Origin of the sequence: Pseudomonas sp. GV047 (genome assembly GCF_003058245.1) — a bacterium.
GTDB lineage: Bacteria > Pseudomonadota > Gammaproteobacteria > Pseudomonadales > Pseudomonadaceae > Aquipseudomonas > Aquipseudomonas marginalis.
Genome location: NZ_QCWA01000006.1, coordinates 383,261 through 409,964, shown reverse-complemented (window position 1 = coordinate 409,964; position 26,704 = coordinate 383,261). Strand labels below are relative to the sequence as shown.

21 protein-coding genes are annotated in these 26,704 nt (G+C 61.1%); 8 read left to right on the top strand and 13 right to left on the bottom strand.

Going from position 1 to position 26,704, the window contains the following annotated elements; all coding sequences use genetic code 11:
- Window positions 1-72: 72 nt before the first annotated feature.
- From C8K58_RS18220 to C8K58_RS18210, 3 genes are read right to left on the bottom strand one after another with little or no spacing between them, the layout of a single operon-like run.
- On the bottom strand, window positions 73-1,317 hold the full coding sequence (locus tag C8K58_RS18220; RefSeq protein WP_092358983.1) for a lipoprotein-releasing ABC transporter permease subunit: 1,245 nt from the start codon (window positions 1,315-1,317) through the stop codon (window positions 73-75).
- A 58-nt stretch (window positions 1,318-1,375) separates the two neighbouring features.
- Window positions 1,376-2,059, bottom strand: a complete 684-nt coding sequence (gene lolD, locus C8K58_RS18215; RefSeq protein WP_024074097.1) for a lipoprotein-releasing ABC transporter ATP-binding protein LolD — start codon at window positions 2,057-2,059, stop codon at window positions 1,376-1,378.
- A gap of 7 nt (window positions 2,060-2,066) precedes the next feature.
- Window positions 2,067-3,317, bottom strand: coding sequence for a lipoprotein-releasing ABC transporter permease subunit (locus C8K58_RS18210; protein WP_027604228.1), 1,251 nt, complete (start codon window positions 3,315-3,317; stop codon window positions 2,067-2,069).
- A 94-nt stretch (window positions 3,318-3,411) separates the two neighbouring features.
- On the opposite strand from C8K58_RS18210, the gene C8K58_RS18205 reads away from it, so the two are divergent.
- Both C8K58_RS18205 and C8K58_RS18200 read left to right on the top strand, forming a co-directional pair.
- Window positions 3,412-3,996, top strand: a complete 585-nt coding sequence (locus tag C8K58_RS18205) for a PilZ domain-containing protein (protein ID WP_027604229.1) — start codon at window positions 3,412-3,414, stop codon at window positions 3,994-3,996.
- Between the two features lie 46 nt (window positions 3,997-4,042).
- Complete coding sequence (locus C8K58_RS18200) at window positions 4,043-4,765, top strand: glycerophosphodiester phosphodiesterase family protein (RefSeq protein WP_027604230.1); 723 nt, start codon at window positions 4,043-4,045, stop codon at window positions 4,763-4,765.
- A 42-nt stretch (window positions 4,766-4,807) separates the two neighbouring features.
- Here C8K58_RS18200 and sthA read toward each other — a convergent pair whose 3' ends face one another.
- The gene (sthA, locus tag C8K58_RS18195; protein ID WP_003189670.1) at window positions 4,808-6,202 is read right to left on the bottom strand and encodes a Si-specific NAD(P)(+) transhydrogenase; all 1,395 of its coding nucleotides are present in this window, start codon (window positions 6,200-6,202) and stop codon (window positions 4,808-4,810) included.
- A gap of 234 nt (window positions 6,203-6,436) precedes the next feature.
- Between sthA and C8K58_RS18190 the strand changes: the two genes are divergently transcribed.
- A complete protein-coding gene (locus C8K58_RS18190; RefSeq protein WP_108574009.1) occupies window positions 6,437-6,970 on the top strand; it encodes a chalcone isomerase family protein in 534 nt (177 codons plus the stop codon).
- A 196-nt stretch (window positions 6,971-7,166) separates the two neighbouring features.
- Here the strand turns inward: C8K58_RS18190 and C8K58_RS18185 are convergent, their stop codons facing one another.
- Window positions 7,167-8,630 carry a glyceraldehyde-3-phosphate dehydrogenase gene (locus C8K58_RS18185; RefSeq protein WP_027604232.1) on the bottom strand — a complete coding sequence of 488 codons (1,464 nt, stop codon included), beginning with the start codon at window positions 8,628-8,630 and terminating at the stop codon, window positions 7,167-7,169.
- 340 nt (window positions 8,631-8,970) lie between these two features.
- On the opposite strand from C8K58_RS18185, the gene mfd reads away from it, so the two are divergent.
- The 3 genes from mfd to C8K58_RS18170 are packed head-to-tail and all read left to right on the top strand — an operon-like array spanning window position 8,971 to window position 15,701.
- Entirely contained in the window at window positions 8,971-12,420 is a 3,450-nt protein-coding gene (mfd, locus tag C8K58_RS18180) for a transcription-repair coupling factor (protein WP_027604233.1), read from the top strand.
- 11 nt (window positions 12,421-12,431) lie between these two features.
- Window positions 12,432-12,998 carry a CsiV family protein gene (locus C8K58_RS18175; protein ID WP_065928156.1) on the top strand — a complete coding sequence of 189 codons (567 nt, stop codon included), beginning with the start codon at window positions 12,432-12,434 and terminating at the stop codon, window positions 12,996-12,998.
- A gap of 9 nt (window positions 12,999-13,007) precedes the next feature.
- Complete coding sequence (locus C8K58_RS18170) at window positions 13,008-15,701, top strand: DEAD/DEAH box helicase (RefSeq protein ID WP_098480188.1); 2,694 nt, start codon at window positions 13,008-13,010, stop codon at window positions 15,699-15,701.
- Here the strand turns inward: C8K58_RS18170 and nagZ are convergent.
- Window positions 15,698-16,705, bottom strand: a complete 1,008-nt coding sequence (gene nagZ / locus C8K58_RS18165; protein WP_027604236.1) for a beta-N-acetylhexosaminidase — start codon at window positions 16,703-16,705, stop codon at window positions 15,698-15,700. The genes C8K58_RS18170 and nagZ overlap by 4 nt on opposite strands.
- A 136-nt stretch (window positions 16,706-16,841) precedes the next feature.
- A complete protein-coding gene (locus C8K58_RS18160) occupies window positions 16,842-17,549 on the bottom strand; it encodes a TetR/AcrR family transcriptional regulator (RefSeq protein WP_027604237.1) in 708 nt (235 codons plus the stop codon).
- A 263-nt stretch (window positions 17,550-17,812) separates the two neighbouring features.
- On the opposite strand from C8K58_RS18160, the gene lexA reads away from it, so the two are divergent.
- Together lexA and sulA are read left to right on the top strand one after the other, a co-directional pair.
- The gene (gene lexA / locus C8K58_RS18155) at window positions 17,813-18,421 is read left to right on the top strand and encodes a transcriptional repressor LexA (RefSeq protein ID WP_003172575.1); all 609 of its coding nucleotides are present in this window, start codon (window positions 17,813-17,815) and stop codon (window positions 18,419-18,421) included.
- 10 nt (window positions 18,422-18,431) lie between these two features.
- On the top strand, window positions 18,432-18,905 hold the full coding sequence (sulA, locus tag C8K58_RS18150; protein WP_027604238.1) for an SOS-induced cell division inhibitor SulA: 474 nt from the start codon (window positions 18,432-18,434) through the stop codon (window positions 18,903-18,905).
- Between the two features lie 83 nt (window positions 18,906-18,988).
- Here the strand turns inward: sulA and C8K58_RS18145 are convergent, their stop codons facing one another.
- From C8K58_RS18145 to fadB, 6 genes are all read right to left on the bottom strand, one after another.
- Window positions 18,989-19,222, bottom strand: a complete 234-nt coding sequence (locus C8K58_RS18145; RefSeq protein ID WP_010212068.1) for a hypothetical protein — start codon at window positions 19,220-19,222, stop codon at window positions 18,989-18,991.
- 118 nt (window positions 19,223-19,340) lie between these two features.
- Window positions 19,341-19,862, bottom strand: coding sequence for a DUF6586 family protein (locus C8K58_RS18140; protein WP_027604239.1), 522 nt, complete (start codon window positions 19,860-19,862; stop codon window positions 19,341-19,343).
- Between the two features lie 247 nt (window positions 19,863-20,109).
- Window positions 20,110-22,731 carry a type I DNA topoisomerase gene (gene topA, locus C8K58_RS18135; protein ID WP_027604240.1) on the bottom strand — a complete coding sequence of 874 codons (2,622 nt, stop codon included), beginning with the start codon at window positions 22,729-22,731 and terminating at the stop codon, window positions 20,110-20,112.
- A gap of 114 nt (window positions 22,732-22,845) precedes the next feature.
- A complete protein-coding gene (locus C8K58_RS18130; protein WP_027604241.1) occupies window positions 22,846-23,082 on the bottom strand; it encodes a DUF1653 domain-containing protein in 237 nt (78 codons plus the stop codon).
- 96 nt (window positions 23,083-23,178) lie between these two features.
- Window positions 23,179-24,354, bottom strand: coding sequence for an acetyl-CoA C-acyltransferase FadA (gene fadA, locus C8K58_RS18125; protein WP_026136849.1), 1,176 nt, complete (start codon window positions 24,352-24,354; stop codon window positions 23,179-23,181).
- Between the two features lie 29 nt (window positions 24,355-24,383).
- Window positions 24,384-26,531: a fatty acid oxidation complex subunit alpha FadB gene (fadB, locus tag C8K58_RS18120; protein ID WP_027604242.1), complete on the bottom strand. Its 2,148-nt coding sequence runs from the start codon at window positions 26,529-26,531 to the stop codon at window positions 24,384-24,386.
- Window positions 26,532-26,704: the final 173 nt, after the last annotated feature.

Here is a 26,704-nt window from a genome sequence, read left to right as displayed (position 1 = left end):
CCCCTCCCACACGTTGATCCGTGAATACATTCAAATGTGGGAGGGGCTTGCCCCCGATAGCGGTCTTAAAGACTACGAATACCTAAGGGCATGCGCCGGCTCAATCTTCGCCGCCCGATACGCCGGGTAAATCGTCGCCAGGAAGCTCAACACAAACCCGGCCGTACAAATCAGCACCACATCGCCACTTTGCAGCTCCGAAGGCAGGTTGCTGACGAAGTACACATCCGAACTGAAGATATGCTGCCCGCTCACCCGCTCCAGCCAGCCCACCAGCTCACTCACGTTCAGCGCCGCAATCACCCCCAGCACGCCGCCGATCAAGGTGCCGACAATGCCGATCACCGTGCCCTGCACCATGAAGATCGCCATGATCTGCCGTGGCGTGGCGCCGATGGTGCGCAGGATCGCGATGTCCGCACCCTTGTCGTTCACCACCATGATCAGCGTGGCGATGATGTTGAACGCCGCGACGGCGACGATCATCAGCAACAACAGGCCGATCATGGTCTTTTCCATCTTCATCGCACTGAACAGGCTGCCCTGGGTGTGGGTCCAGTCATCGGGCTTGTAGCCGCTGCCGAGGCTGGCGGCGATGTCCGCCGAGACCTTGGGCGCTGCGTACAGGTCTTTCAACGCCAGGCGCACGCTCTGCACCTGGTTCGGCTGCCAATGCTGTATCTCGGCAGCGTCAGCCATGTGGATGAGGGCCATGGAGCCATCCAGCTCGGCGCCGACCTTGAAGATACCCACTACGTTCAGACGCTGCATGCGCGGGGTGATACCACCGGGCGCACTGCTGATTTCCGGGACGATCAGGGTCAATTTGTCGCCCACATTCAGGCGAAAACGCCGGGCGGTGATTTCGCCGACCACCACGCCGAACTCGCCGGGCTTCAGGTCTTCCAGTTTGCCCTGCACGATATGCTGGGCCACGATCGACACCTTGCCTTCCTGGGCCGGGTCGACGCCGCTGATCTCAATCGGCTGCATCGCGCCCTTGTAGGAGAACATCCCGTCCATCTGCGTGAACGGTACGGCGGCAGTCACTTGCGGATTCTTCATCGCCGCAGCGGCCACCGGCTGCCAATCGTCGATCGGATTCACCCCGACGACAGTGGCGTGAGGCACCATGCCAAGGATGCGCGAGCTCATTTCGCGCTGGAAGCCGTTCATCACCGACAGCACCACGATCATCGCCAGCACGCCCAGGGCGAGGCCGATCATCGAGGTCATCGAGATAAACGAAACAAAGCGGTTGCGGCGCTTGGCGCGGGTATAGCGCGTGCCGATGAAAATCGATAACGGTCTGAACATTCGCGGGCACCGTTGGAAAAATAGAAAACCCGGCGTCAGGCACCGGGCTTGAAACAGGTCAGATGGCGACCAGATGACCTTCCTGCAGGTGCAGCACACGGTCCATCTGGCGGGCCATGCTCATGTCATGGGTCACCACCAGGAACGCGGTGCGCATCTGGGTGCTCAGTTCCAGCATCAAGTCCTTGATGCCCTGGGCGGTGTGGGAGTCGAGGTTGCCGGTGGGCTCGTCGAGCATCACCAGCCCCGGGTTGTTCACCAGGGCACGGGCAATCGCCACACGCTGGCGCTCACCGCCGGACAGTTCGGCCGGTTTGTGCTCCAGGCGATGGCCGAGGCCGACGCGCTCGAGCAAGGCCTTGGCACGCTGGCGGGCTTCCGGGATCGCGGTCTTGCCGATCAGCAACGGCATGCACACGTTTTCCAGGGCGGTGAATTCCGGCAACAGGTGGTGGAACTGGTACACAAAGCCCAACGAGCGGTTGCGCAACTGGCCACGGGCCTTTTCATTCAAAGCCGACAGTTCTTCACCGGCCAGCCATACGCTGCCCTGGGACGGCGTATCGAGGCCGCCCAACAGGTTGAGCAAGGTACTTTTGCCGGAACCGGAACTGCCGACGATCGCCACGCGCTCGCCGGGATGCAGTTCCAGTTGCAGGTTGGACAGCACCACGACCGACTCCGGGCCTTCCTCGTAGGATTTGCCCAGGTTGCGGCAGCTCAGGATTGCTTTTTCACTCATGCCCGATTCACTCATAACGTAAGGCCTGTGCTGGCTGGGTACGTGCCGCGCGCCAGGCTGGATACAGGGTGGCAAGGAAACTCAGGACCAACGCGGCGCCGCCCACCATCAGCACGTCCTGGGCTTGCACCTGGGACGGCAGGTAATCGATGAAGTAGACGTCGGCGTTGAGGAACTTGTGGCCGATCACTTTTTCAAGCAAGGCGATGGCGGCACTGACGTTCAGCGCGGCCAAGATGCCTACCGCCGTGCCGATCAAGGTGCCGACCACGCCAATCACGGTGCCCTGCACCATGAAGATCGCCATGATCTGCCCCGGCGTAGCACCCAGGGTACGCAGGATGGCGATGTCGCCCTTCTTGTCATTCACCACCATCACCAGCGTGGAGATGATGTTGAAGGCCGCGACCGCGACGATCAGCAGCAACAGCAGGCCGATCATGGCTTTTTCCATGCGGATGGCCTGGTACAGGTTGCCGTGGGTGCGGGTCCAGTCGCGGGCGTAGTACTGGCTTTCACCCAGGTGCTGGGCGATTTCCCAGGCGCCGCGCGGGGCATCGAACAAGTCGTTGAACTTCAGGCGCAGGCCTTGCACCTGGTCCGGCTGCCAGCGATGCAGGCGGGCCAGGTCGGTGAGGTTGGTCAGGCCGAGGTAGCCGTCGATCTCGCCGGCGCCGACGTGGAAGGTGCCGACCACGGTAAAGCGCTTCATGCGCGGGAACATGCCGGCCGGCGTCACGGTGACTTCCGGCGCGACGAAGGTCAGCTTGTCGCCGATGCCGACGCCGAGCTTGGCCGCCGCCTTGTCACCGATGACAATGCCAAAGCTGCCGGGGGCCAGATCGTCGAGTTTGCCCTGCAACATGAACTTGTCGATGATCGAGACGTTGCGTTCCTGGGCCGGGTCGATGGCATTGAGCAGGATTTTCTGCACCTTGCCGTCGTTGGTCAGCAGCCCCTGCATCTGGGTAAACGGCGCCACGGCCACTACCTTGGGGTTCTGCTTGACCTTGGCGGCCAGGCTTTGCCAGTCGCTGATGGGCGCATCGCCCTCGATGGTCGCGTGGGGCACCATGCCCAGCACGCGGGTGCGCATCTCATGATCGAAGCCGTTCATCACCGACAGCACCACGATCATCACGACCACGCCAAGGGCGAGACCGATCATCGAGGTCAAGGAAATGAACGACACAAAATGATTGCGACGCTTTGCACGGGTATAACGCGTGCCAATAAATACGAAGAGAGGTCTGAACATGTCGGGGCTTGTTCGGAGGAAAAGAAGACGTCCCGGTGGCGGGGTCTGGTAAGCAGCTTTACACTCAGACCATTACCGTTACCTGGGGTTCGCCATGTCGACATTAGATGAAGAAGAGCGCCGCGAATACTACCGTATCGACGACATGATCGCACTCCAAATCAAAAGCCTGTCTGCCCCCGAAGCGGCGAGCAAGGAAGTGTTGCTGGATGATTCACCGCTGTTCAATCTGCTCAGTGAACTGCACCTGAGCGAATTTGAAGCCCAGCACCTGCTGCGCCAGCTCAGCGAGAAGGATCGCACCCTCGTCGCCTTCCTCCGGGTGCAGAACAAACGCCTGGATTTGCTCAGCCAAATCATGGCCCGCGGCCTGCTGGATGAGGTCGGCGCTCCGCAGCCGGTGATCATTTCCGAAGGCGGCATCGATTTCCAACACCCCTCCCCCCTGACGGTGGGTGCGCACCTGGCGGTCAAGCTGGTGCTGATGCCCCAGGCGCTCGGCCTGCTGCTGCGCGCGCGGGTTACCCATTGCGATCCCAAGGGCACAGGCTTCGACGTCGGCACGGAATTCGAAGCCATGACCGATGCCCAACGCCAGCTACTGGCGCGCTACATCCTGCAGAAACAGGCGCAGGAACGGCGCCTGGCACGGGAACAGAGCGACGCCCAAGACACCTGAACTCTCGAATTCACCCTGCCAGACAACCTGGCGTAAAGGAGCAACTGTGACCCTGATCTACGGCCACCGCGGTGCCAAAGGCGAAGCACCGGAAAACACCCTGACCAGCTTCCAGGCGTGTCTCAAGCACGGTGTACGCCGCTGCGAACTGGATTTGCACCTGTCCATGGACGGCGAGCTGATGGTCATCCACGACCCGACCCTCAAGCGCACCACCGACCGGCGCGGCAAAGTCGTCGAGTATTCGGCGGCAGACCTGGTGAAGATGGACGCGCGCAAAGGCGGCCCGGGCTGGGTCAAGCCTTGCCCGATTCCGCGCCTGGAAGAGCTGTTCGAACAGTGCGACTTCGATCACTGGCAACTGGAAGTCAAAAGCGCCTCGCGCACCCGCGCCGCGACCACCGTGCTGGCCATTCGTGAGATGGCCGTGCGTTTCGGCCTGATGGACAAGGTCACCGTGACCTCAAGCTCGCGGGAAGTGTTGAAAGCAGCGGTTGAACTCACCCCCGACCTGTCACGCGGGCTCGTCGCCGAATATGCCTGGCTCGACCCGCTGAAGGTCGCGCAGAACTATGGCTGTGAGATGCTGGCGTTGAACTGGACGTTGTGCACCCCCGAACGCCTGGAAAAAGCCCAGCGCCAGGGTTTGCATGTGTCCGTGTGGACGGTCAACGAACCTGCGCTGATGCGCAGGCTCGCCGACTTCGGCGTAGATAGCCTGATTACAGACTTTCCCGGTTTGGCCACTGCCACCCTCGAGAATTACTGAAATCGGTCTCCCCGGCCGGCTCAGGCCACCGGCCGGAGCCGCTCAAAAAAGCCGGTTGAGGCCGTCGTAGGCCGCTACCCGATAGGCTTCGGCCATGGTCGGGTAGTTGAACGTGGTGTTGACGAAATACTTGAGGGTATTTTGCTCACCCGGCTGGTTCATGATCGCCTGGCCGATGTGCACGATCTCCGAAGCCTGGTAGCCGAAGCAATGCACGCCGAGGACTTCCAGGGTTTCGCGGTGGAACAGGATCTTGAGCATGCCTTGCGGCTCACCGGCGATCTGCGCACGCGCCATGCTCTTGAAGAACGCCTTGCCCACTTCGTAAGGCACCTTGGCCTTGGTCAGTTCGTGCTCGTTCTTGCCGATCGAGCTGATCTCGGGAATCGTGTAGATCCCGGTCGGCACGTCGTTCACATAACGCCAGCTGCCGTTGTCGACAATGCTGCCGGCCGCCGAACGGCCCTGGTCATGCGCCGCACTGGCCAGGCTTGGCCAGCCGATCACGTCACCGGCGCCGTAGATGTTCGGCACGCAGGTACGATAGTTCTCGTCGACTTCGATCTGGCCGCGGCTGTTGACCTTGACCCCGATGTTTTCCATGCCGAGCTTGTCGGTATTGCCGGTACGGCCGTTGCACCACAGCAAGGCATCGGCCTTGATCTTCTTGCCGGACTTGAGGTGCAGGATCACGCCGTTGTCCAGGCCTTCGACCCGCTCGTATTCTTCGTTGTGACGCACGGTGATGTTGTTGTTGCTGAAGTGGTAGCTCAACGCCTGGGAAATTTCCGAGTCGAGGAAGCTCAGCAACTGGTCGCGGTTGTCCACCAGCTCCACCAGCACGCCCAGGCCGCTGAAGATCGAGGCGTATTCACAGCCGATCACGCCGGCGCCGTAGATGATCAACTTGCGCGGGGTGTGGCCCAGGCTGAGGATGGTGTCGCTATCGTAGATACGCGGGTGGTGAAAATCGATATCCGCCGGACGATACGGGCGCGAACCGGTGGCGATGATGATGTGCTTGGCCACCAGCTTCTCGACCACGCCGTTGGCGCACACCACTTCGACGGTTTGCTCGTCGGCGAAGCTGCCGGTGCCGAAGAACAGGTCGACACGGTTACGGGCGTAGTAGCCGGTGCGCGAAGCGACTTGCTTGGAGATGACCTTCTCGGCGCTTTTCAGCACGTCCGGGAACGAGAACCAGCGCGGCTCACCAATGGCCCGGAACATCGGGTTGGTGTTGAACTGCATGATCTGGCGCACCGAGTGACGCAGAGCCTTGGACGGGATGGTGCCCAGGTGGGTGCAGTTACCGCCGACCTGGCGACGGCTATCGACCATTGCCACCTTGCGCCCTGCCTTCGCGGCGTTCATCGCCGCACCTTCTCCAGCCGGGCCGGAACCCAGTACCACCACGTCGTAGTTGTAGACAGCCATGCGTACTCCTCAGAACAGGCCAGGCGCACGGTTGGACGCCTGGCTAAATCATGCCGCGGCCAGCGGTCATGAAGGACAATTTGGCTCAAGTGTGTGAACCGGGGCACAGTCTATATAAGGCTCAACGCCGCGCACATTAACCCTTGGTCGCGTCGTAGGCCAGTTTTGCCTTTACTACAGGAACAGGAAACCGGCATTACACTGCTGACACGCACCTTTGCAGGACGGGCCATTATGCGGCATGTCGTTTTCTGTTTAATGATGATTTTTTCGGTTGTGGTGCATGCGAGTGAGGCAGACCGCCTCCGGCAAGCCGATTTTCCTGCGCAAGCCCATGGACTGGCGCTGAAAAACCAGACGGTGTTCACCTACCTCTGGGCGGATGTGTACGCGGCTGCGCTGTATGCCCCGCAAAATGGGAGCGCCAGGCAGGCATGGGACTCGCAACAGCCGCTGCGCCTTGTGCTGTATTACTTTCGCGACATCGACCGCAACGATGTGATCAAGGCGGCGGTGGCCACCTTGGAGCGCCAGCAAGCCAGCCCTCGCCTGAAGCTTGAAGTCGACCAGTTGCACGCCAGCTTTCGTAACATCCGCAGCGGTGATCGCTACGCCCTGGACTTTCGCCCCGGCCGTGGCCTGAATCTGGAGATCAATGGGCAGGTGGTGTTCAGCAGCCGCAATGACGCGCTGGCAAGGGCCTACCTGGGCATTTGGCTGGCGCCCAAGGGTTTGTCCGATGACTTGCGCGGCAAACTGCTGAAATGAAAATGGCCTGCCCGTTAGGCAGGCATACGCTGAACTACCGCTATCGGGGGCGAGCCCCCCTCCCACATTTGAAGGTATTCACACCTCGAAATGTGGGAAGGAGCCTGCTGCCGATCAGGCCCTGCTCGGCAACACAAAACCCGCTGCCATGAAAAAGCCCCGAACCAGTCGGGGCTTTTTCATTCAGTGCAAAGGCTTAGCGCGGGAACGCAGGCGGGTTGACCCCGGCCATGTCTTCCATCACGCGAACCACCTGGCAGCTGTAGCCGAACTCGTTGTCGTACCAGACGTACAGTACAACGCGGTTGTCCTGGGTAATGGTCGCTTCCGCGTCCACTACACCGGCGTGGCGCGAGCCAACGAAGTCGGTGGACACCACTTCCTGGGAATTGACGAAGTCGATTTGCTTGTGCAGGTCGGAGTGCAGCGCCATGTAGCGCAGGTACTCGTTCATCTCTTCACGGGTAGCGGCTTTCTCAAGGTTCAGGTTGAGAATGGCCATCGACACGTTCGGCGTCGGCACACGGATCGCGTTACCGGTCAGCTTGCCGGCCAGCTCAGGCAAGGCCTTGGCAGCGGCGGTGGCGGCACCGGTCTCGGTGATGACCATGTTCAGCGCGGCGCTGCGGCCACGGCGATCGCCCTTGTGGAAGTTGTCGATCAGGTTCTGGTCGTTGGTGTACGAGTGAACGGTTTCAACGTGGCCGTTGACGATGCCGAACTTGTCATTAACGGCCTTGAGCACCGGCACGATGGCGTTGGTGGTGCAGGAGGCGGCGGACACGATCTTGTCGTCAGCGGTGATTTCACCGTGGTTGATGCCGTGCACGATGTTCTTGAGCTTGCCTTTGCCAGGCGCGGTCAGCACGACGCGGTCGATGCCCGGGCAGGCCAGGTGCTGGCCCAGGCCTTCGGCATCACGCCATACGCCGGTGTTGTCCACCAGCAGGGCGTCCTTGATGCCGTACTGGGTGTAATCCACCTCGGTCGGGTTCTTCGCGTAGATCACCTGGATCAGGTTGCCGTTGGCGGTGATGGTGTTGTTTTCTTCGTCGATGGTGATGGTGCCGTTGAACGAACCGTGTACCGAATCGCGACGCAGCAGGCTGGCGCGTTTGGTCAGGTCGTTCTCGGCGCCTTTGCGCACCACGATGGCACGCAGGCGCAGGCCGTCGCCGCCACCGGTTTTTTCGATCAGGATGCGCGCCAGCAGGCGGCCGATACGACCGAAACCGTAGAGGACAACGTCGGTGCCTTTGCGGGCAGCGGCGTTTTGCTGGCCCACCACATCGGCCATTTCTTCACGCACGAACTGCTCGGCGCTGCGGCCGGCACCTTCCTTGCGGAACTTGTAGGCCAGCTTGCCCAGGTCTACCGAAGCCGCGCCGAGCTTGAGCTCGCTCATGGCCTTGAGCAGGGGGAATGTTTCGTGGACGGAGAGTTCGCTGTCGTCGGCGGAACGATGGCGAGCAAAGCGATGCGCCTTGAGAATCGCGATGACTGATTGGTTGATCAGGCTGCGGCCATAGATCGAGCTCACCACATTGTTATTGCGGTACAGCTGACCGATAAGCGGGATCATCGCTTCTGCGAGTGCTTCACGGTCGATCCATTCACCAAGACACTGGTCGGGCTTCTGAGTCACGGGAACCTTCCACATGTAGGGGCTGAAAAAAGGGGCTACATTATGTCGTCCGACCGCCCGTTGAGCAATGCGCCAACCACAACAAAAAGCCCTTGCAAAAAAATACCACCCCGCTACAGGCCAGGAAACACGCGGGTTTCAGAAGGCCACCAATGGCGCAGTGCCGCCAACTTGTCCGTAACTCTCCGAAACATCCGTGCAAAACGGCACTACATAATGAGTCAAAAGGCTGCTTTGTTTGTCTTAGCCACTACATTTCCTACAAACCGTAATAGGCTCAGTCAGCAACTGACAGGCGGCACCCCGGGCCGTTACAATTACCGACTTTGTCGCAACGCTTGGAGCTCAACCTTCCGTGCCCGTTCTGCGTCTACCGCTTCTCCCTGCCGCGGCAGGTAAACAGCACTGGGGCAACCTGCCCGGTGCCGCCCTGAGCCTGGCCATTGCCGAGGCTGCCAGCGCAGCCAAGCGCTTTACCCTGCTGCTTACCGCCGACAGCCAAAGCGCCGAACGGTTGGAGCAGGAGCTGAGCTTCTTCGCCCCCGATTTGCCGGTGCTGCATTTTCCCGACTGGGAAACCCTGCCCTACGACCTGTTCTCTCCGCACCAGGACATCATCTCCCAGCGCATCGCCAGCCTGTACCGCCTGCCGGAACTGGCCCACGGTGTGTTGGTGGTGCCGATCACCACCGCCCTGCACCGCCTGGCGCCGACCAAGTTCCTGCTGGGCAGCAGCCTGGTGCTGGATATCGGCCAGAAGCTCGACGTGGAACAGATGCGCACGCGCCTCGAAGCCAGCGGCTACCGCTGCGTCGACACGGTGTATGAACACGGTGAATTCGCCGTGCGTGGTGCGCTGATCGACCTGTTCCCCATGGGCAGCAAGTTGCCGTACCGCATCGACCTGTTCGATGACGAAATCGAGACCCTGCGCACCTTCGACCCGGAAAACCAGCGGTCCATCGACAAGGTCGAGTCGATCAAGCTGTTGCCGGCACGGGAGTTCCCGCTGCAAAAGGACGCGGTCACGCGCTTCAAGGCGCGCTTCCGTGAACGCTTTGACGTGGACTTCCGCCGCTGCCCGATCTTCCAGGACTTGAGCAGCGGGATTACCCCGGCGGGCATCGAGTACTACCTGCCGCTGTTCTTCGACGAAACCTCGACCCTGTTCGACTACCTGCCCCAGGACACCCAGGTGTTCTCGTTGCCGGGCATCGAACAGGCGGCGGAAAACTTCTGGAACGACGTGCGTAACCGCTATGAAGAGCGCCGCGTCGATCCTTCCCGGCCTTTATTACCGCCCGCCGAGCTGTTCCTGCCGGTGGAAGACTGTTTCGCCCGCCTGAAAAACTGGCCGCGCGTGGTCGCCAGCCAGCAGGATGTGGACACCGGCAGCGGCCGCGAGCGCTTCCCTGCGGCGACGTTGCCGGACCTGGCGATCCAGGCCAAAGCCACGCAACCCCTGGAAGCACTCTCGAACTTCCTCGGCGACTTCCCCGGCCGCGTGCTGTTCACCGCCGAATCCGCCGGGCGCCGTGAAGTGCTGCTGGAGCTGCTGGAACGCCTGAAGCTGCGGCCGAAAACCGTCGACAGCTGGCCGGATTTTGTCGCCAGCAAAGAGCGCCTGGCGATCACCATCGCGCCACTGGACGAAGGCCTGCTGCTGGATGACCCGGCGCTCGCGCTGATCGCCGAAAGCCCGCTGTTCGGCCAGCGCGTGATGCAGCGTCGCCGCCGTGAAAAACGCGCCGACGCCAACAACGATGCGGTGATCAAAAACCTCACGGAACTGCGCGAAGGCGCGCCGGTGGTGCATATCGACCACGGTGTCGGCCGCTACCTGGGCCTGCAGACCCTGGAGATCGACAACCAGGCCGCCGAATTCCTCACCATGGAATACGCCGAGGGCGCCAAGCTCTACGTGCCGGTGGCCAACCTGCACCTGATCGCCCGCTACACCGGCAGCGACGACGCCCTGGCGCCGTTGCACCGCCTGGGCTCCGAGACCTGGCAGAAAGCCAAGCGCAAGGCCGCCGAGCAAGTGCGCGATGTCGCCGCCGAACTGCTCGACATCTATGCCCGTCGTGCGGCGCGCGAAGGGTATGCCTTCGCCGACCCGAAGGCCGACTACGCCACCTTCAGCGCCGGCTTCGCCTTCGAAGAAACCCCGGACCAGCAAACCACCATCGAAGCGGTGCGCGCCGACATGCTCGCGCCCAAGCCGATGGACCGCCTGGTGTGCGGCGACGTGGGCTTCGGCAAGACCGAAGTGGCCATGCGCGCGGCCTTTATTGCGGTACACGGCGGCAAGCAAGTGGCGATCCTGGTGCCGACCACCCTGCTCGCCCAGCAACACTACAACAGCTTCCGTGACCGCTTTGCCGACTGGCCGGTGACCGTGGAAGTGATGAGCCGCTTCAAGTCCGCCAAGGAGGTGAATGCCGCCGTCGCCGACCTCGCCGAAGGCAAGATCGACATCGTGATCGGCACGCACAAGCTGCTGTCGGACGATGTAAAGATCAAGAACCTGGGCCTGGTGATCATCGACGAAGAACACCGCTTCGGTGTGCGTCAGAAAGAACAGCTCAAGGCCCTGCGCAGCGAGGTCGACATCCTTACCCTCACCGCCACGCCGATTCCGCGTACGCTGAACATGGCGGTGTCGGGCATGCGCGACCTGTCGATCATCGCCACGCCGCCGGCGCGGCGCCTGTCGGTGCGCACGTTCGTGATGGAGCAGAACAAAAGCACAGTCAAGGAAGCGCTGCTGCGGGAATTGCTGCGTGGCGGCCAGGTGTACTACCTGCACAACGACGTAAAAACCATCGAGAAATGCGCCGCCGACCTCGCCGAACTGGTGCCGGAAGCACGCATCGCCATCGGCCACGGGCAGATGCGCGAACGCGATCTCGAACAGGTGATGAGCGACTTCTACCACAAGCGCTTCAACGTGCTGATCGCCTCGACCATCATCGAGACCGGCATCGACGTGCCTAGCGCCAACACCATCATCATCGAACGGGCGGACAAGTTCGGCCTGGCCCAGCTGCACCAGCTGCGCGGCCGGGTTGGGCGCAGTCACCACCAGGCGTATGCCTACCTGCTGACGCCGCCCCGCCAGCAGATCACCGGGGACGCCGAGAAGCGCCTGGAAGCGATCGCCAACACCCAGGACCTGGGCGCCGGTTTTGTCCTGGCCACCAACGACCTGGAAATCCGCGGTGCCGGCGAACTGCTGGGCGATGGCCAGAGCGGGCAAATCCAGGCCGTCGGCTTCACCCTGTATATGGAGATGCTCGAACGCGCGGTGAAAGCCATCCGCAAGGGCGAGCAGCCAAACCTCGACCAGCCCCTGGGCGGCGGTCCGGAAATCAACCTGCGCTTGCCGGCGTTGATCCCCGAAGACTACCTGCCGGATGTGCATGCACGCCTGATCCTGTACAAGCGCATCGCCTCGGCCACCGACGAAGAGGGCCTCAAGGACCTGCAGGTGGAGATGATCGACCGCTTCGGCCTGCTGCCCGAGCCGACCAAGAACCTGGTGCGCCTGACCCTGCTCAAATTGCAGGCCGAGCAGCTCGGGATCAAGAAAGTCGACGCCGGGCCGCAAGGCGGGCGTATCGAGTTCGAAGCGCAGACGCCGGTGGACCCCCTGGTGCTGATCAAGCTGATCCAGGGCCAGCCCAATCGCTACAAGTTCGAAGGGGCTACGCTGTTCAAGTTCATGGTGCCGATGGAACGTGCCGAAGAACGCTTTAATACATTGGAGGCGTTGTTCGAGCGCCTCATCCCGAAATCTGCTTGAAGGACGCCCCAATGCGCCTGTTCCGCATTCTGAGCCTGTTGTTGGTGGTACTCGCGCCTTCGGCATTTGCCGACAGTCCGTACCAGGTGGAAATGATCCTGGTACGCCAGAACGCGGAGCCGGCGCTCAACAGCCGCGCTGCGCCGGAAAACTGGGATGCGGGCGCGCAGCGGTTGGGCGACAGGCTGAGCCCGCCGCGCCTGAACAATATCGTCGACAAACTCAACGCCGATAACAGCTTCACCGTGCTGGCGCACAAGGCCTGGGAACAGAACCTCGGCGAGCAGCCGGTCAGGATCGCGATCACCGACGGCCAGGAGCAGTTCGGCCAGTTCCCCATCGAGGGCGTGTTGAGCCTGCAACTGGGGCGCTTCACGGATATCGATGCGGACTTCTGGCTCAACACGTTCGACAGCAACGGCAGCGTGGTGGCCAGCGAACACCTGAGCCAGAAAGACGTGCGCACCAAGAACAACCAGCTCAACTACCTGGACGGCGGCCACCTGGCACTGCTGATCAAGATCACTTCGCTGACCGCCAAGCCACCCAGCGCACCCCCACCCGACATTCAGGACTGATCCAGCGCCATGCCCCTGACGTCGCCGTTGACCAAACCCCTGGCCCCTTCATGGGCCAATCGCTTCAAAGAACAAAGCCTGGAGCGCGGGCGGCGCTATGCCCTGGAAAACCGTGTGCGCATCGTCGAGTCCGGCGACAGCACCATCATCGCCAGTTGCGAAGGCTCGGGGGGCAACGTTTACCGGCAGACCATCTCATTGCGCGAATCGGCCAAGGGCGCGCTGATCCTGGTGGACAGCCGCTGTACCTGCCCGGTGCACACCAACTGCAAACACATCGCGGCGGTGCTGCTCAAGGTCCAGGAAACCCTGGCCTACCCGGCGGCGGCCCAGGATGCCGAGTTGCTGGAAAAACTCCAGGCCGTGCTGGATAACCGCGTGGTGTTGCCGCAGGTGGTGATGGAGGATGTGGTGCCCGTGCCGCGCCTGTGGCTGGCCAGCGTCGAGTTCAGCGCATTTGAGCCGCGCAACGGCAAGATGCAACGCTATATCCAGCACCGTGCGGCGTTGTCGTTCAACTACCTGGGCAACTATGTCAGCGGGCAGAAGAACGCCGACATCATCGTGCGCCAGGAAACCCAGAGCCTGCGCATCAAGCGCCATCCCGAGCTGGAGCAGCCCTATCGCGAACAACTGCGCCTGCTCGGTTTCAAGATCGCCACGCGCCAGAGCAAGGCCTTGCCGGAAAGCGCCGGCGAGCTGTTCGAGATGGTCAATGACAGCGCCTGGCTGAACTTCACCCTCAACGCCTCGCCGACCCTGCGGGCCGAGGGTTGGGAACTGCAGATCGATGATGACTTCGGGTTTGACCTGAGCGCCGTCGACGACTGGTACGCCACCGTCGATGAAGGCCCCGAGCGCGACTGGTTCGACCTGGAACTGGGGATTATCGTCAACGGTGAGCGCCTGAGCCTGCTGCCGATCCTGCTCAACCTGATGCGCTCCCACACCGAGATCCTCAACCCGGAAAAACTCGCGCGGCGCCGGGATGACGAGCTGATCCTGGTGAATATCCCCGGCCTGCCCAATGGCGGCCACGGCCCGCTGCAAGTGGCCCTGCCCTACGGCCGCCTGAAACCGGTACTGGCCACCCTCGGCGAGTTTTACCTGCAGGAGCCCGGCACCACCGCGCTGCGCCTGGCCAAGGCCGATGCTATTCGCCTCAACCCGCTGGAAGACCTGCCCCTGCAATGGGAGGGCGGCGAGAAGATCCGCAACTTTGCCCAGCGCCTGCGGGACATCAAGGACTTCACCTGCGTGGCGCCCGAAGGCCTGAACGCGACCTTGCGGCCTTATCAACTGGAAGGGTTGAGCTGGATGCAGTCGCTGCGCCAACTGGAGGTGGGCGGCATACTTGCGGATGACATGGGCCTGGGCAAAACCCTGCAGACCCTGGCGCATATCCTCAGTGAAAAGATCGCCGGACGCCTGGACCGGCCGTGCATGGTGGTGATGCCCACCAGCCTGATCCCCAACTGGCTCGACGAAGCGGCGCACTTCACCCCGCAACTCAAGGTGCTGGCGCTGTACGGGGCCACGCGCAAAAAACACTTCGCCAGCCTGCAGGACTACGACCTGCTGTTGACCACCTACGCCCTGCTACCCAAGGACATCGAGCACCTGGCCGCCCTGCCCTTGCATGTGCTGATCCTCGATGAAGCCCAGTACATCAAGAACCCTTCCAGTAAGGCTGCCCAGGCCGCGCGCGAGCTGAATGCCCGGCAGCGCCTGTGCCTGAGCGGTACACCGCTGGAAAACCACCTGGGCGAGTTGTGGTCGCTGTTCCACTTCCTGCTGCCGGGCTGGCTGGGCGACGTCAAGAGCTTCAACCGCGACTACCGTGTTCCCATCGAAAAGCGCGCCAGTGAGATGCGATTGCAGCACCTCAACGGCCGTATCAAACCCTTCCTGCTGCGCCGCACCAAGGAGCAGGTGGCCACGGAGCTGCCGCCCAAGACCGAAATCATTCACTGGGTCGATCTCAATGAGGCTCAGCGTGATGTGTACGAAACCATGCGCCTGGCCATGGATAAAAAGGTCCGCGACGAAATCACCCGCAAAGGCGTGGCGCGCAGCCAGATCATCATCCTTGAAGCACTGCTGAAGCTACGCCAGGTGTGCTGCGACCTGCGCCTGGTCAACGACGCGACCCTGCCCACCCGCGGCAGCAGCTCGGGCAAGCTCGACAGCCTGATGGAAATGCTCGAAGAGCTGTTTGAGGAAGGTCGCCGGATCCTGTTGTTTTCCCAGTTCACCTCGATGTTGAGCCTGATCGAAGTGGAGCTGAAAAAGCGCGGTGTCGCTTACGCCCTGTTGACGGGCCAGACCCGCGACCGGCGCACACCGGTGAAGGATTTCCAGAGCGGCAAGTTGCAGATTTTCCTGATCAGCCTGAAGGCCGGTGGCGTGGGCCTGAACCTGACCGAAGCCGACACCGTGATTCACTACGACCCTTGGTGGAACCCGGCCACCGAGAACCAGGCCACCGACCGTGCATACCGCATCGGCCAGGAGAAGCCGGTGTTCGTCTATAAGATGATTGCGCGGGGCACGGTGGAGGAGAAAATCCAGCACCTGCAGAAGGAAAAATCCGACCTGGCAGCGGGCGTGCTGGATGGGCGTACGACGGGGGATTGGCAGTTGGGCAACGACGATATCGAGGCGTTGTTTGCGCCGTTGCCCAATAAGCAGGAAAAGCGCTAGATCAGCTGTGCATCCCGCAAAGCGCCCAGTGCGGTGAGCCAGCGCGGATCCTGCTTGTAGTCAGTCGACGCAATCGCCTGCCCACGCATACGCGCGATGCGGGCCGACGGCGTGACCTTCATGCGCTGCGCCGCACTCAGCGCCAGCTCAGCCGCCGCACGATCGTTGCACACCAGCCCCATGTCGCAACCGGCGGTCAGCGCCGCCTCGATCCGACTGGCGGCGTCGCCGACCACATGGGCGCCAGCCATCGACAGGTCATCGCTGAAAATCACCCCATCGAACTGCAACTCGCCGCGCAGGATGTCCTGCAACCAGCGGCGTGAGAAACCGGCAGGCTGCGCATCCACCTGCGGGTAGATAACATGCGCCGGCATCACTGCCGCCAACTGCTTGCTCAGGCGTGCGAAAGGCACCAGGTCATTGGCGCGAATCTGTTCCAGGCTGCGTTCATCATTGGGAATCGCGACGTGGGAATCAGCCTCGGCCCAGCCATGGCCCGGGAAGTGTTTACCGGTGGCGGCCATGCCGGCGCTGTTCATGCCTCGGATAAAGGCACCGGCGAGCACGGCGGCGCGCTCGGGATTGCCCTCGAAGGAACGGGTGCCGACCACGGCGCTGCGCTGGTAGTCCAGGTCCAGTACCGGGGCGAAGCTCAGGTCGAGACCGACCGCCAGTACTTCAGTGGCCATGATCCAGCCGCACTGCTCGGCCAGGTACTCGGCGTTGGGGTTGTCCGCCAACGCGCGCATGGCCGGCAGGCGCACAAAGCCCTGGCGCAGGCGCTGTACGCGACCGCCTTCCTGGTCGACCGCCAGCAGCAGGTCCGGGCGCACGGCACGAATCGCCGCGCTCAATTCCCGCACCTGCCGCGGGTGCTCGATATTGCGCGCAAAAATGATCAGGCCACCGACCTCAGGCTGGCGCAACAGGTGGCGATCCTCGGCCGTCAGCCAAGTACCGGCCACGTCGACCATCAAAGAACCTTGCAGGGCAGCAGTCATAAACCTTCCTTAAATAACGCACACAACCCGTTGACCCCACCAGGCGCAGTGAGGACAACAGGTTGCGAGTAAATAGCTGAATTCGACATGGGCAGCTAGCTTAGCGGATGCAAGCGGCCGCGCACACCCGGAGCGGTCAAACCTTGGCGGCAGCTGGCGTGGATTTGCTGCGCGGGCGCAATTGGGCGGCAGCCATGGCCGAGTCGGTCACGCCGGTTTCAGCGCGCATACCGGCGGCAAGGAATGGCACCATCAGGCGCATGACCTGCTCAATAGAAGTGTTCACGCCGAAATCGGTCTCGGCAATCGCACGCAACGCCTTGATCCCGGACATGCTGAATGCGGCCGCACCGAGCATGAAGTGCACGCGCCAGAACAGTTCGATAGGCGGAATACGCGGGGCGGCTTCGTTGACCAGCAACATATAGCGGCGGAATACCTTGCCGTACATGTCTTCCAGGTAACGGCGCAAGTGGCCCTGGCTCTGGCTGAATGCCAGGCCCAACAGGCGCATGAAGATCGACAGGTCATTGCCGCTGCGTGGCTGAACCACCAGCGCCTGCTCCACGAGCATTTCCAGCAGGTCTTCCAGGGTCGGCTTGTGGTCGGCCTTGGCCTGGCGGCGCTCGAGTTCACGGTCGAGGCTGGCACAGAACGGCCCCAGGAAGCGCGAGAATACCGCCTGGATCAGGGCCTTTTTCGAGCCGAAATGGTAGTTCACTGCAGCGAGATTGACCCCGGCTTTGCTGGTGATCAGCCGCAATGAAGTTTCAGCAAATCCTTTTTCCGCGAACAATTGCTCGGCAGCATCGAGAATGCGTTCAACGGTTTCCGACTGGGCCATGGATACTCCGCCTGACAAACACTTGTTTGAAACATACGTTTCAGGGTGTGTCTTGTCAAGCCTGCAAGTTCGCTTTCCGGCCGGGCAGTCATCTATTTCATCGCTATTTAATCACATACTCCCAGGTCTGTAGGCAGCGCTATCTCTGCCTTGTAGGACACTTGACGAATGACCGTCCAGCGGAGCCGCAGAAAAGGATGATTGCCAAGTGCAGTTCACTGTATATAATCCCAGTCACTGTATAAAAAGACAGAGCGATCAACATGCTAAAACTGACGCCACGCCAAGCTGAGATTCTGGCTTTTATCAAGCGCTGCCTCGATGACAACGGCTACCCGCCGACACGAGCGGAAATTGCGCTGGAACTGGGGTTCAAGTCCCCCAACGCCGCCGAAGAACACCTCAAGGCCCTCGCTCGCAAAGGCGCGATCGAGATGACCCCCGGTGCTTCACGGGGTATTCGCATCCCTGGCTTCGAAGCCAAGGCCGACGAATCGACACTGCCGATCATCGGTCGCGTCGCCGCCGGTGCGCCCATCCTGGCGCAGCAGCACGTCGAGGAATCCTGCAACATCAACCCGACCTTCTTCCACCCTCGCGCCGACTACCTGTTACGGGTGCACGGCATGAGCATGAAGGACGTAGGGATCTTCGATGGCGACCTGCTGGCCGTCCACACTACCCGCGAAGCCCGTAATGGCCAGATCGTCGTCGCCCGTATCGGCGATGAAGTCACCGTCAAACGCTTCAAGCGCGAAGGCAGCAAGGTCTGGCTCCTGGCCGAGAACCCTGAGTTCGCCCCGATTGAAGTGAACCTGAAAGATCAGGACTTGGTGATCGAAGGCCTGAGCGTCGGCGTCATTCGCCGCTAAAGGAGGCATCATGCAGCTCGTGCACACCCCCCAACACACACAACTGTCGCTGTTCGAGGCCTTTATGGCCCAACCCCTTGCGCCCATCCTCAAGGAAACGGTCGAGGCGCCCTGGAGCGCCGAACCTGAGGCGTTCAGTGAACTGTCGTTGCGCGGTGCGGCCGGGAGCTGCCTGAGCCTGCTGGCGCCGATCCTTCGTGAACTGAGCGAGGAACAGGATGCACGCTGGTTGACGCTGATCGCCCCGCCCGCCAGCCTGACCCAGGCCTGGCTGCGGGATGCCGGCCTTAATCGCGAGCGCATCCTGTTGCTGCAACCCCGCGGTGCGCAAAGTGCTCAGCAGTTAACCTGTGAAGCCTTGCGCCTGGGCCGTAGCCACACCGTGGTGAGCTGGCTCAACCCGCTGAATGCCACTGCCAAGGCACAGCTGATCAGCGCAGCGCGTACCGGAGATGCACAGAGCTTGAATATTCGATTGGGTTAATTCTGTGTGCCGCAGGCTATCCCTGTGGAGGGGGCCTGTTGTGGTGAGCGGGCTTGCCACAACAGCGAACCCACTTGCCACACTCAGTGAAGAACGCGCGGGCCGTCTTCTTTCTCGGGCTCGCCTTCTGCCAGGCGACCGGCCATCTGCACACCAACGCTCAACATGGCTTTTGCCACTTCCACGTGCTGGCCCTGCAGGAACACCTTGGCGTCCTCGGAAAAATCCAGGATAACCAGAGAACCTTCGTCCTCGGCCCGGCGCAGCTCGATTCGGCCGTCAGGCAACTCAACAATTTCCAGAAAGGACGTCGGCATAAAAGTCTGTTCTCCACGAAAGGCCGGGATTATATCAGTCATCCGCCCGGCCTCGCTGAGGATCTGAAGAGGTTTCTTTACGGCTTGATGAACGGTGCCATGTGAATCCGACCAACGTTCAGCACTCGTTCAAACCTTCACGAAAGCGCAATGCCATCTTTTTCAGCGCCTGACGCCAGCCTTCCAACTCTTCGCGACTCAGTGGCTCGGGCTCTTCCTCTTCCAGCGCTACCGCCACGATCAAGGGCTGGGTCACATCGCCCTTGGGCACATGGGGAACACGGGGTGGCTGAAACATATCCGCATGGGCCTTAAGCAGACGCGCGACCCAGCTGTCAGGGCTCTGCGCCATTTCCACCAACTCGGCCAGCTCAGGGATCGCCATGCTTTCCAGCACCTCACGATTCATGATCATTTCCGCACGGGGCGAACCGGCCTGGGGCAAGCGGTAGAACCCGGCGATTTCATGACACAAGCCCAGTAACGCACCATACAGGTGGAACAACGCGGCTTCACGCCCGGCCTGGACCAGCGCGATCGCGTTCATCTCCTTCCCCTCCTCGGCACGGCCAAGGGCTTCCAGGGACAAACCCGCAAAATAAATTTTCTGATTGGTACGGGTATAGAGCTCGTTGGCCATAACGGCAATCTCCACAACGAATAAGCGTGATGCTGGCTGAACAGTGTCACGGATCAGCCGAGCCTACTGCAAGTGCAATAAACCGCTGCTTATGCGGGTCAAAACTCGACTTTCAGATCCAAACAGATCCAAATGTGGGAGGGGGCTTGCCCCCGATAGCGAAGCATCAGTCATACACATGTCGACTGATATACCGCTATCGGGGGCAAGCCCCCTCCCACATTGGATCTTCAGCGCATCCGACGGGTCAAGCGCCCTGGCGCTTGTCCTCGACCTTCCACTTGCCACCGTCGTAGAACGCTTTCCAGCCGGTTGGCTTGCCGTCCACTTCGGTCTGCACGTACTGCTCCTTGGTCTTGCGGCTGTAGCGGATCACGGCTGGGCGACCATCCGGGTCCTTCTTCGGCGCTTCACACAGGAAGTGGTACTTCGGATCGATCTCGTCCTTGTGCGGCACGATCTCCAGCACCAACGGCGCTCGGGTCTCGCGGTTTTTCGGGAACTGGCTGGCCGCCAGGAACAGGCCCGAGGCGCCGTCACGCAGGATGTAGGTGTCGTTGACCTTCTCGCACTTGAGTTCCGGCATCTTTACCGGGTCCATCTTCGGCGGCGCCGCGTCACCGCTTTTCAGCAGTTTGCGCGTGTTCTTGCAGGTCGGGTTGGTGCAACCGAAGAACTTGCCGAAGCGGCCGGTCTTGAGCTGCATCTCGCTGCCGCACTTGTCGCATTCCAGGCTCGGGCCTTCATAGCCCTTGATGCGGTAGCTGCCCTCTTCGATCTCGTAGCCGTCGCAATCCGGGTTGTTACCGCAGATGTGCAGCTTGTGCTTCTCGTCCAGCAGGTAGGCATCCATCGCCGTACTGCAGATCGGGCAGCGGTGCTTGCCACGCAGTACCAGCGACTCGGATTCACCCTCGTCGTCGGCGGCGATTTCATCGCCCGGCACCAGGTTGACGGTGGCCTTGCAGCGTTCTTTCGGCGGCAGGCTGTAGCCCGAGCAACCGAGGAACACGCCGGTGGATGCGGTACGAATCTGCATCGGACGGCCACAGGTCAGGCACGGGATGTCGGTCATCACCGGCTGGTTGGCACGCATGCCGCTCTCGGGGCTTTCGGCCACTTCGAGTTTTTTCTTGAAGTCGCCGTAGAACTCGTCGAGCACGTTTTTCCAGTCGCGCTCGCCCTGGGCCACGTCATCGAGGTTCTCTTCCATACCGGCGGTAAAGCCGTAGTCCATCAGGTTGGAGAAGCTCTCGGACAGGCGCTCGGTAACGATATCGCCCATCTTTTCCGAATAGAAACGACGGTTGTGCAGCGCGACGTAGCCACGGTCCTGGATGGTGGAGATGATCGCCGCGTAGGTCGACGGACGACCGATACCGCGCTTCTCCATCTCTTTCACCAGGCTGGCTTCCGAATAACGCGCCGGCGGCTTGGTGAAGTGCTGAGACGGGTCGAGCTTGATCAGCTTCAACGTGTCGCCCTGGGCCATGTCCGGCAGCACATCGTCATCGCCAGGCTTGGCGATCTGCGGCATCACCCGGGTGTAGCCGTCGAACTTGAGGATACGGCCCTTGGCGCGCAGCTCGAAGTCCCCGGCGCCGACACTGACGGTAGTGGACAGGTATTGCGCCGGCAGCATCTGGCAAGCCAGGAACTGGCGCCAGATCAGCTCGTAGAGGCGCTCAGCGTCGCGCTCCATGCCACTCAGCTTGCTTGGCTCGGTGTTGGCATCGGAAGGACGAATCGCTTCGTGAGCCTCCTGGGCGCCTTCTTTGCTGCTGTAGACGTTCGGTTTTTCCGGCAGGTACTTCTTGCCGAATTCGCTTTCAATATAGGTACGCGCCATCGCCACCGCGTCTTGCGACAGGTTGGTGGAGTCGGTACGCATATAAGTGATGTAACCGGCTTCGTACAGACGCTGGGCCATCATCATGGTTTTCTTCACCCCGAAGCCCAGGCGGTTGCTCGCGGCCTGTTGCAGGGTGGAGGTGATGAACGGCGCCGACGGCTTGCTGCTGGTCGGTTTGTCTTCACGCTTGACGATGCTGTAGCTGGAGGCCTTGAGCTTCTCCAGCGCGGCCATGGCCTGGGCTTCGTTCAGCGGCTTGAACGCCTCGCCTTTCTCACGGGCCACTTCGAAGCGCACGTTGGCGCCCTTGGCGGTGCCCAGGTCGGCGTGGACTTCCCAGTATTCCTCGGGGTTGAACGCACGGATCTCACGTTCGCGCTCCACCACCAGCTTGACCGCTACCGATTGCACACGGCCGGCGGACAGGCCACGGGCGATCTTGGCCCACAGCAGCGGCGAGACCATGTAGCCCACGACGCGGTCGAGGAAACGACGGGCCTGCTGGGCGTTGACGCGATCGATGTCCAGCTCGCCCGGCTTGGAGAAGGCTTCCTGGATGGCTTTCTTGGTGATTTCGTTGAACACCACACGCTTGTAGCGGCTGTCATCACCGCCGATGGCTTCCCGCAGGTGCCAGGCAATGGCTTCCCCTTCGCGGTCCAAGTCCGTTGCGAGATAGATGGTGTCGGCATCCTTGGCGAGCCGGCGCAGCTCTTCGATGACCTTTTCCTTGCCCGGAAGGATTTCGTACTTGGCCTTCCAGCCATGATCCGGGTCCACACCCATGCGCGAGACCAGCTGCTTGCGCGCTTTCTCTTTAGGCGTGAGCACCGGGCCTTCGCCCGCAGCCGCCTTGCCGCGCTTGGCGGCAGGCTCCTTGCTGGCGCTAGCCGAACCGCTGGTGGGCAGGTCTCGGATATGGCCGATACTCGACTTCACCACGTACTCGTTGCCCAAGTACTTGTTGATGGTCTTGGCCTTAGCCGGGGATTCCACAATGACCAGCGATTTGCCCATGGATCGGAAAATTCCTGAATTCGAGAAGTGAAAGGCAGTTGGCGCCTGACGCGGCAACGCTATATATAGTGGCAACAAGGTGAGGTCAAGCGCAGCATTCTGCGCGACCTGCTGTTATTGCCCTGAAAAAAGACTGGGTTCGACCTGGACCAAAGCAAAGCGCGGGACCTGCTCGCCGTCAACTTCGACGGTCTCCAGGAACATGCTCAAGGGGCGCACCCAAAAGCCGTAATCGCCATACAGTGCTTGGTAGAACACCACTTCTTCTTCGGTCTCGGAATGCCGTGCCACGCTGAAAACGCGGTACTGCGGACCTTTATAATGTTGGTAGAGCCCTGGTTCGACTTTCATGCTCTGGCCCCCTTACAAAATTTGTTGAAAAAAATATTAAAAATTCCAAAAAACAAAAACCGGGGCACTGGGCCCCGGCTTCCGTCGACTCAACGCTTAGACGCGTTCGAAGACGGTGGAGATGCCTTGGCCGAGACCAATGCACATGGTTGCAACCCCAAGGTTACCGCCATTTTGCTTCATCACGTTAAGCAAAGTGCCGGAAATACGCGCACCGGAGCAACCGAATGGGTGGCCCAGGGCAATCGCACCGCCGTGCAGGTTAACCTTCTCGTTCATCTTGTCGAGCACTTTCAAATCTTTCAGCACCGGCAGGGCCTGCGCAGCGAAAGCTTCGTTGAGCTCGAAGAAGTCGATATCGGAGATGGTCAGGCCCGCGCGCTTCAAGGCTTTTTGTGTCGCCGGTACTGGACCATAGCCCATGATTGCCGGGTCCACACCCGCCACCGCCATCGAGCGAATCACCGCCAGCGGCTGGATGCCGAGGTCCTGGGCACGCTGCGCCGACATTACGATCATGCACGAGGCACCGTCGGTGATTTGCGACGAAGTACCCGCCGTCACGGTGCCGCCCTTTGGATTGAAGGCAGGCTTGAGGGCCGCCAGGCTTTCCAGGGTGGTATCCGGACGAATGGTTTCGTCGTAGTCGAACAGTTTGAGGAAGCCGTTCTCGTCGTAACCGTTCATCGGGATGATTTCATCCTTGAACTTGCCTTCCACGGTCGCCTTGTGGGCGAGCTGGTGGGAACGCACGCCGAACGCGTCCTGGGCTTCACGGGTAATGCCGTGCATCTTACCGAGCATTTCCGCGGTCAGGCCCATCATGCCCGAGGCTTTTGCCGCGTACAGGGACATGTGCGGGTTGGGATCGACGCCGTGCATCATGCTGACGTGGCCCATGTGCTCCACGCCACCGACCACGAACACATCACCGTTGCCGGTCATGATCGCCTGGGCGGCGGTGTGCAGCGCACTCATGGACGAGCCACACAGGCGGCTGACGGTCTGGCCGGCTGCCGTGTGCGGGATCTGCGTCATCAACGACGCCATGCGCGCAATGTTCCAGCCCTGCTCCAGGGTCTGGTTGACGCAGCCCCAGATCACGTCCTCGACTTCGTTCGGGTCGACCTTGACGTTGCGTTCCAGCAACTTGCTGATCAGGTGCGCCGACATGTCTTCAGCGCGGGTGTTGCGGTGCATGCCGCCCTTGGAGCGGCCCATCGGCGTACGACCGAAGTCGACAATCACGACGTCTCTTGGATTCAAGCTCATAAATATTCTCGCTCTAGTCGTCTGGGCACTTAACCGAAGAAGCGCTGGCCGTTCTTGGCCATCTCACGCAGCTTCGCGGTCGGGTGGTACAGCGGGCCCAGATCAGCGTATTGATCAGCCAGGGCAACGAACTCGGCCACACCGATCGAATCGATGTAACGCAGCGCACCACCACGGAATGGAGGGAAACCAATACCGTACACCAGGCCCATATCGGCTTCGGCGGCGGTTTCAACGATGCCGTCTTCCAGGCAACGCACGGTTTCCAGGCACAGGGCGATCATCATCCAGTTGATGATGTCCTCGTCGGACACTTCACGCTGTTCGTAGATGACCGGAGCCAGCACTTCGTGCACCGACGGGTCGGCCACTTTCTTCTGCTTGCCCTTCTTGTCCGCCTCGTAGGCGTAGAAACCCTTGCCGTTCTTCTGGCCCAGACGCTTGGCCTCGTAGAGCGCGTCGATCGCCGAACGGCGGTCGTCTTTCATGCGGTCCGGGAAGCCCTCAGCCATCACGTCACGACCGTGGTGGCCGGTGTCGATGCCGACCACGTCCATCAGGTACGCCGGGCCCATTGGCCAGCCGAATTTTTCCATGACCTTGTCGATGCGCACGAAGTCCACACCGGCGCTGACCAGCTTGGCGAAACCGCCGAAGTACGGGAACAGCACGCGGTTGACCAGGAAGCCCGGGCAGTCGTTGACCACGATCGGGTTCTTGCCCATTTTCTTGGCGTAGGCAACGGTGGTGGCAATCGCCAGCTCGCTGGACTTCTCGCCACGGATCACTTCCACCAGCGGCATCATGTGTACCGGGTTGAAGAAGTGCATGCCGACGAAGTTTTCCGGACGCTTGAGGGCCTTGGCCAGCAGCGAAATGGAAATGGTCGAGGTGTTAGACGCCAGGATGGTGTCGTCTTTGACGTGGCCTTCAACTTCAGCCAGTACCGCCTGCTTGACCTTCGGATTCTCGACAACCGCTTCGACCACCAGGTCGACATGGCCGAAATCGCCGTAGGACAGCGTAGGACGAATGCCGTTAAGCACTTCAGCCATCTTCGCAGCCGTCATGCGACCTTTATCAACGCGGCCGACCAGCAGCTTGGCGGCTTCGGCCAGGCCCTGTTCGATACCGTGCTCGTTGATGTCCTTCATCAGGATCGGCGTGCCTTTGGACGCCGACTGATAGGCGATACCGCCACCCATGATACCGGCGCCGAGCACGGCAGCCTGTTTCACGTCCTTGGCGATTTCGTCGTAGGCCTTGGCCTTTTTCTTCAGTTCCTGGTCGTTCAGGAACAGGCCGATCAGGCTCTGGGCCGCCGAGGTCTTGGCCAGTTTGACGAAACCTGCCGCTTCCACTTCCAGGGCTTTGTCGCGACCGAAGTTCGCGGCCTTCTGGATGGTCTTGATCGCTTCAACCGGCGCCGGGTAGTTCGGGCCAGCCTGGCCAGCCACGAAACCCTTGGCGGTTTCGAACGACATCATTTGTTCGATGGCGTTGAGCTTGAGTTTTTCCAGCTTCGGCTGACGCTTGGCCTTGTAGTCAAATTCGCCGCTGATGGCGCCCTTGATCAGGTTCAACGCGGCTTCAGCCAGCTTGTCCGCAGCCACCACGGCGTCGACGGCACCGACTTTCAGTGCGTCTTCGGCACGGTTTTCCTTGCCGGCGGCAATCCACTCGATGGCGTTGTCGGCACCAATGATGCGCGGCAGGCGCACGGTGCCGCCGAAGCCTGGGTAGATGCCCAGCTTGACTTCGGGCAGGCCGATCTTGGCGGTGGCCGCCATGACGCGGAAGTCCGCCGCCAGGCACATTTCCAGGCCGCCGCCCAGCGCGATGCCATTGATCGCGGCAACGGTGGGTACGTTGAGGTCTTCGAAATCGCTGAAAATCTTGTTGGCTTCGAGGTTGCCAGCCACCAGCTCGGCATCGGGCAGCTTGAAGTTGTCGACGAATTCGGTGATGTCAGCGCCGACGATAAACACGTCCTTGCCGCTGGAGACGATCACGCCTTTGATCGATGCATCAGCCTTGATGGTGTCTACGGCCTGACGCAGTTCGTTCAGGGTTAGACGGTTGAACTTGTTGACGGACTCACCCTTGAGGTCGAACTTCAGTTCGACGATGCCACTTTCAAGAGCCTTAACCGTGATGGCTTTACCTTCGTAAATCATCAACTGATCTCCACGATATGGAAGCTGAACAGTACACATTGGACGCTGGCCTATGCTTGGACATTGATAATTTCGTCAATGCTCAGGCCAATCCGCCAGGCACACCCGCCAATGCGATAGTCGGGTTTCTGTATGAGCGGTCTGACAGACAAACGCTCAATTCATACGCCCGT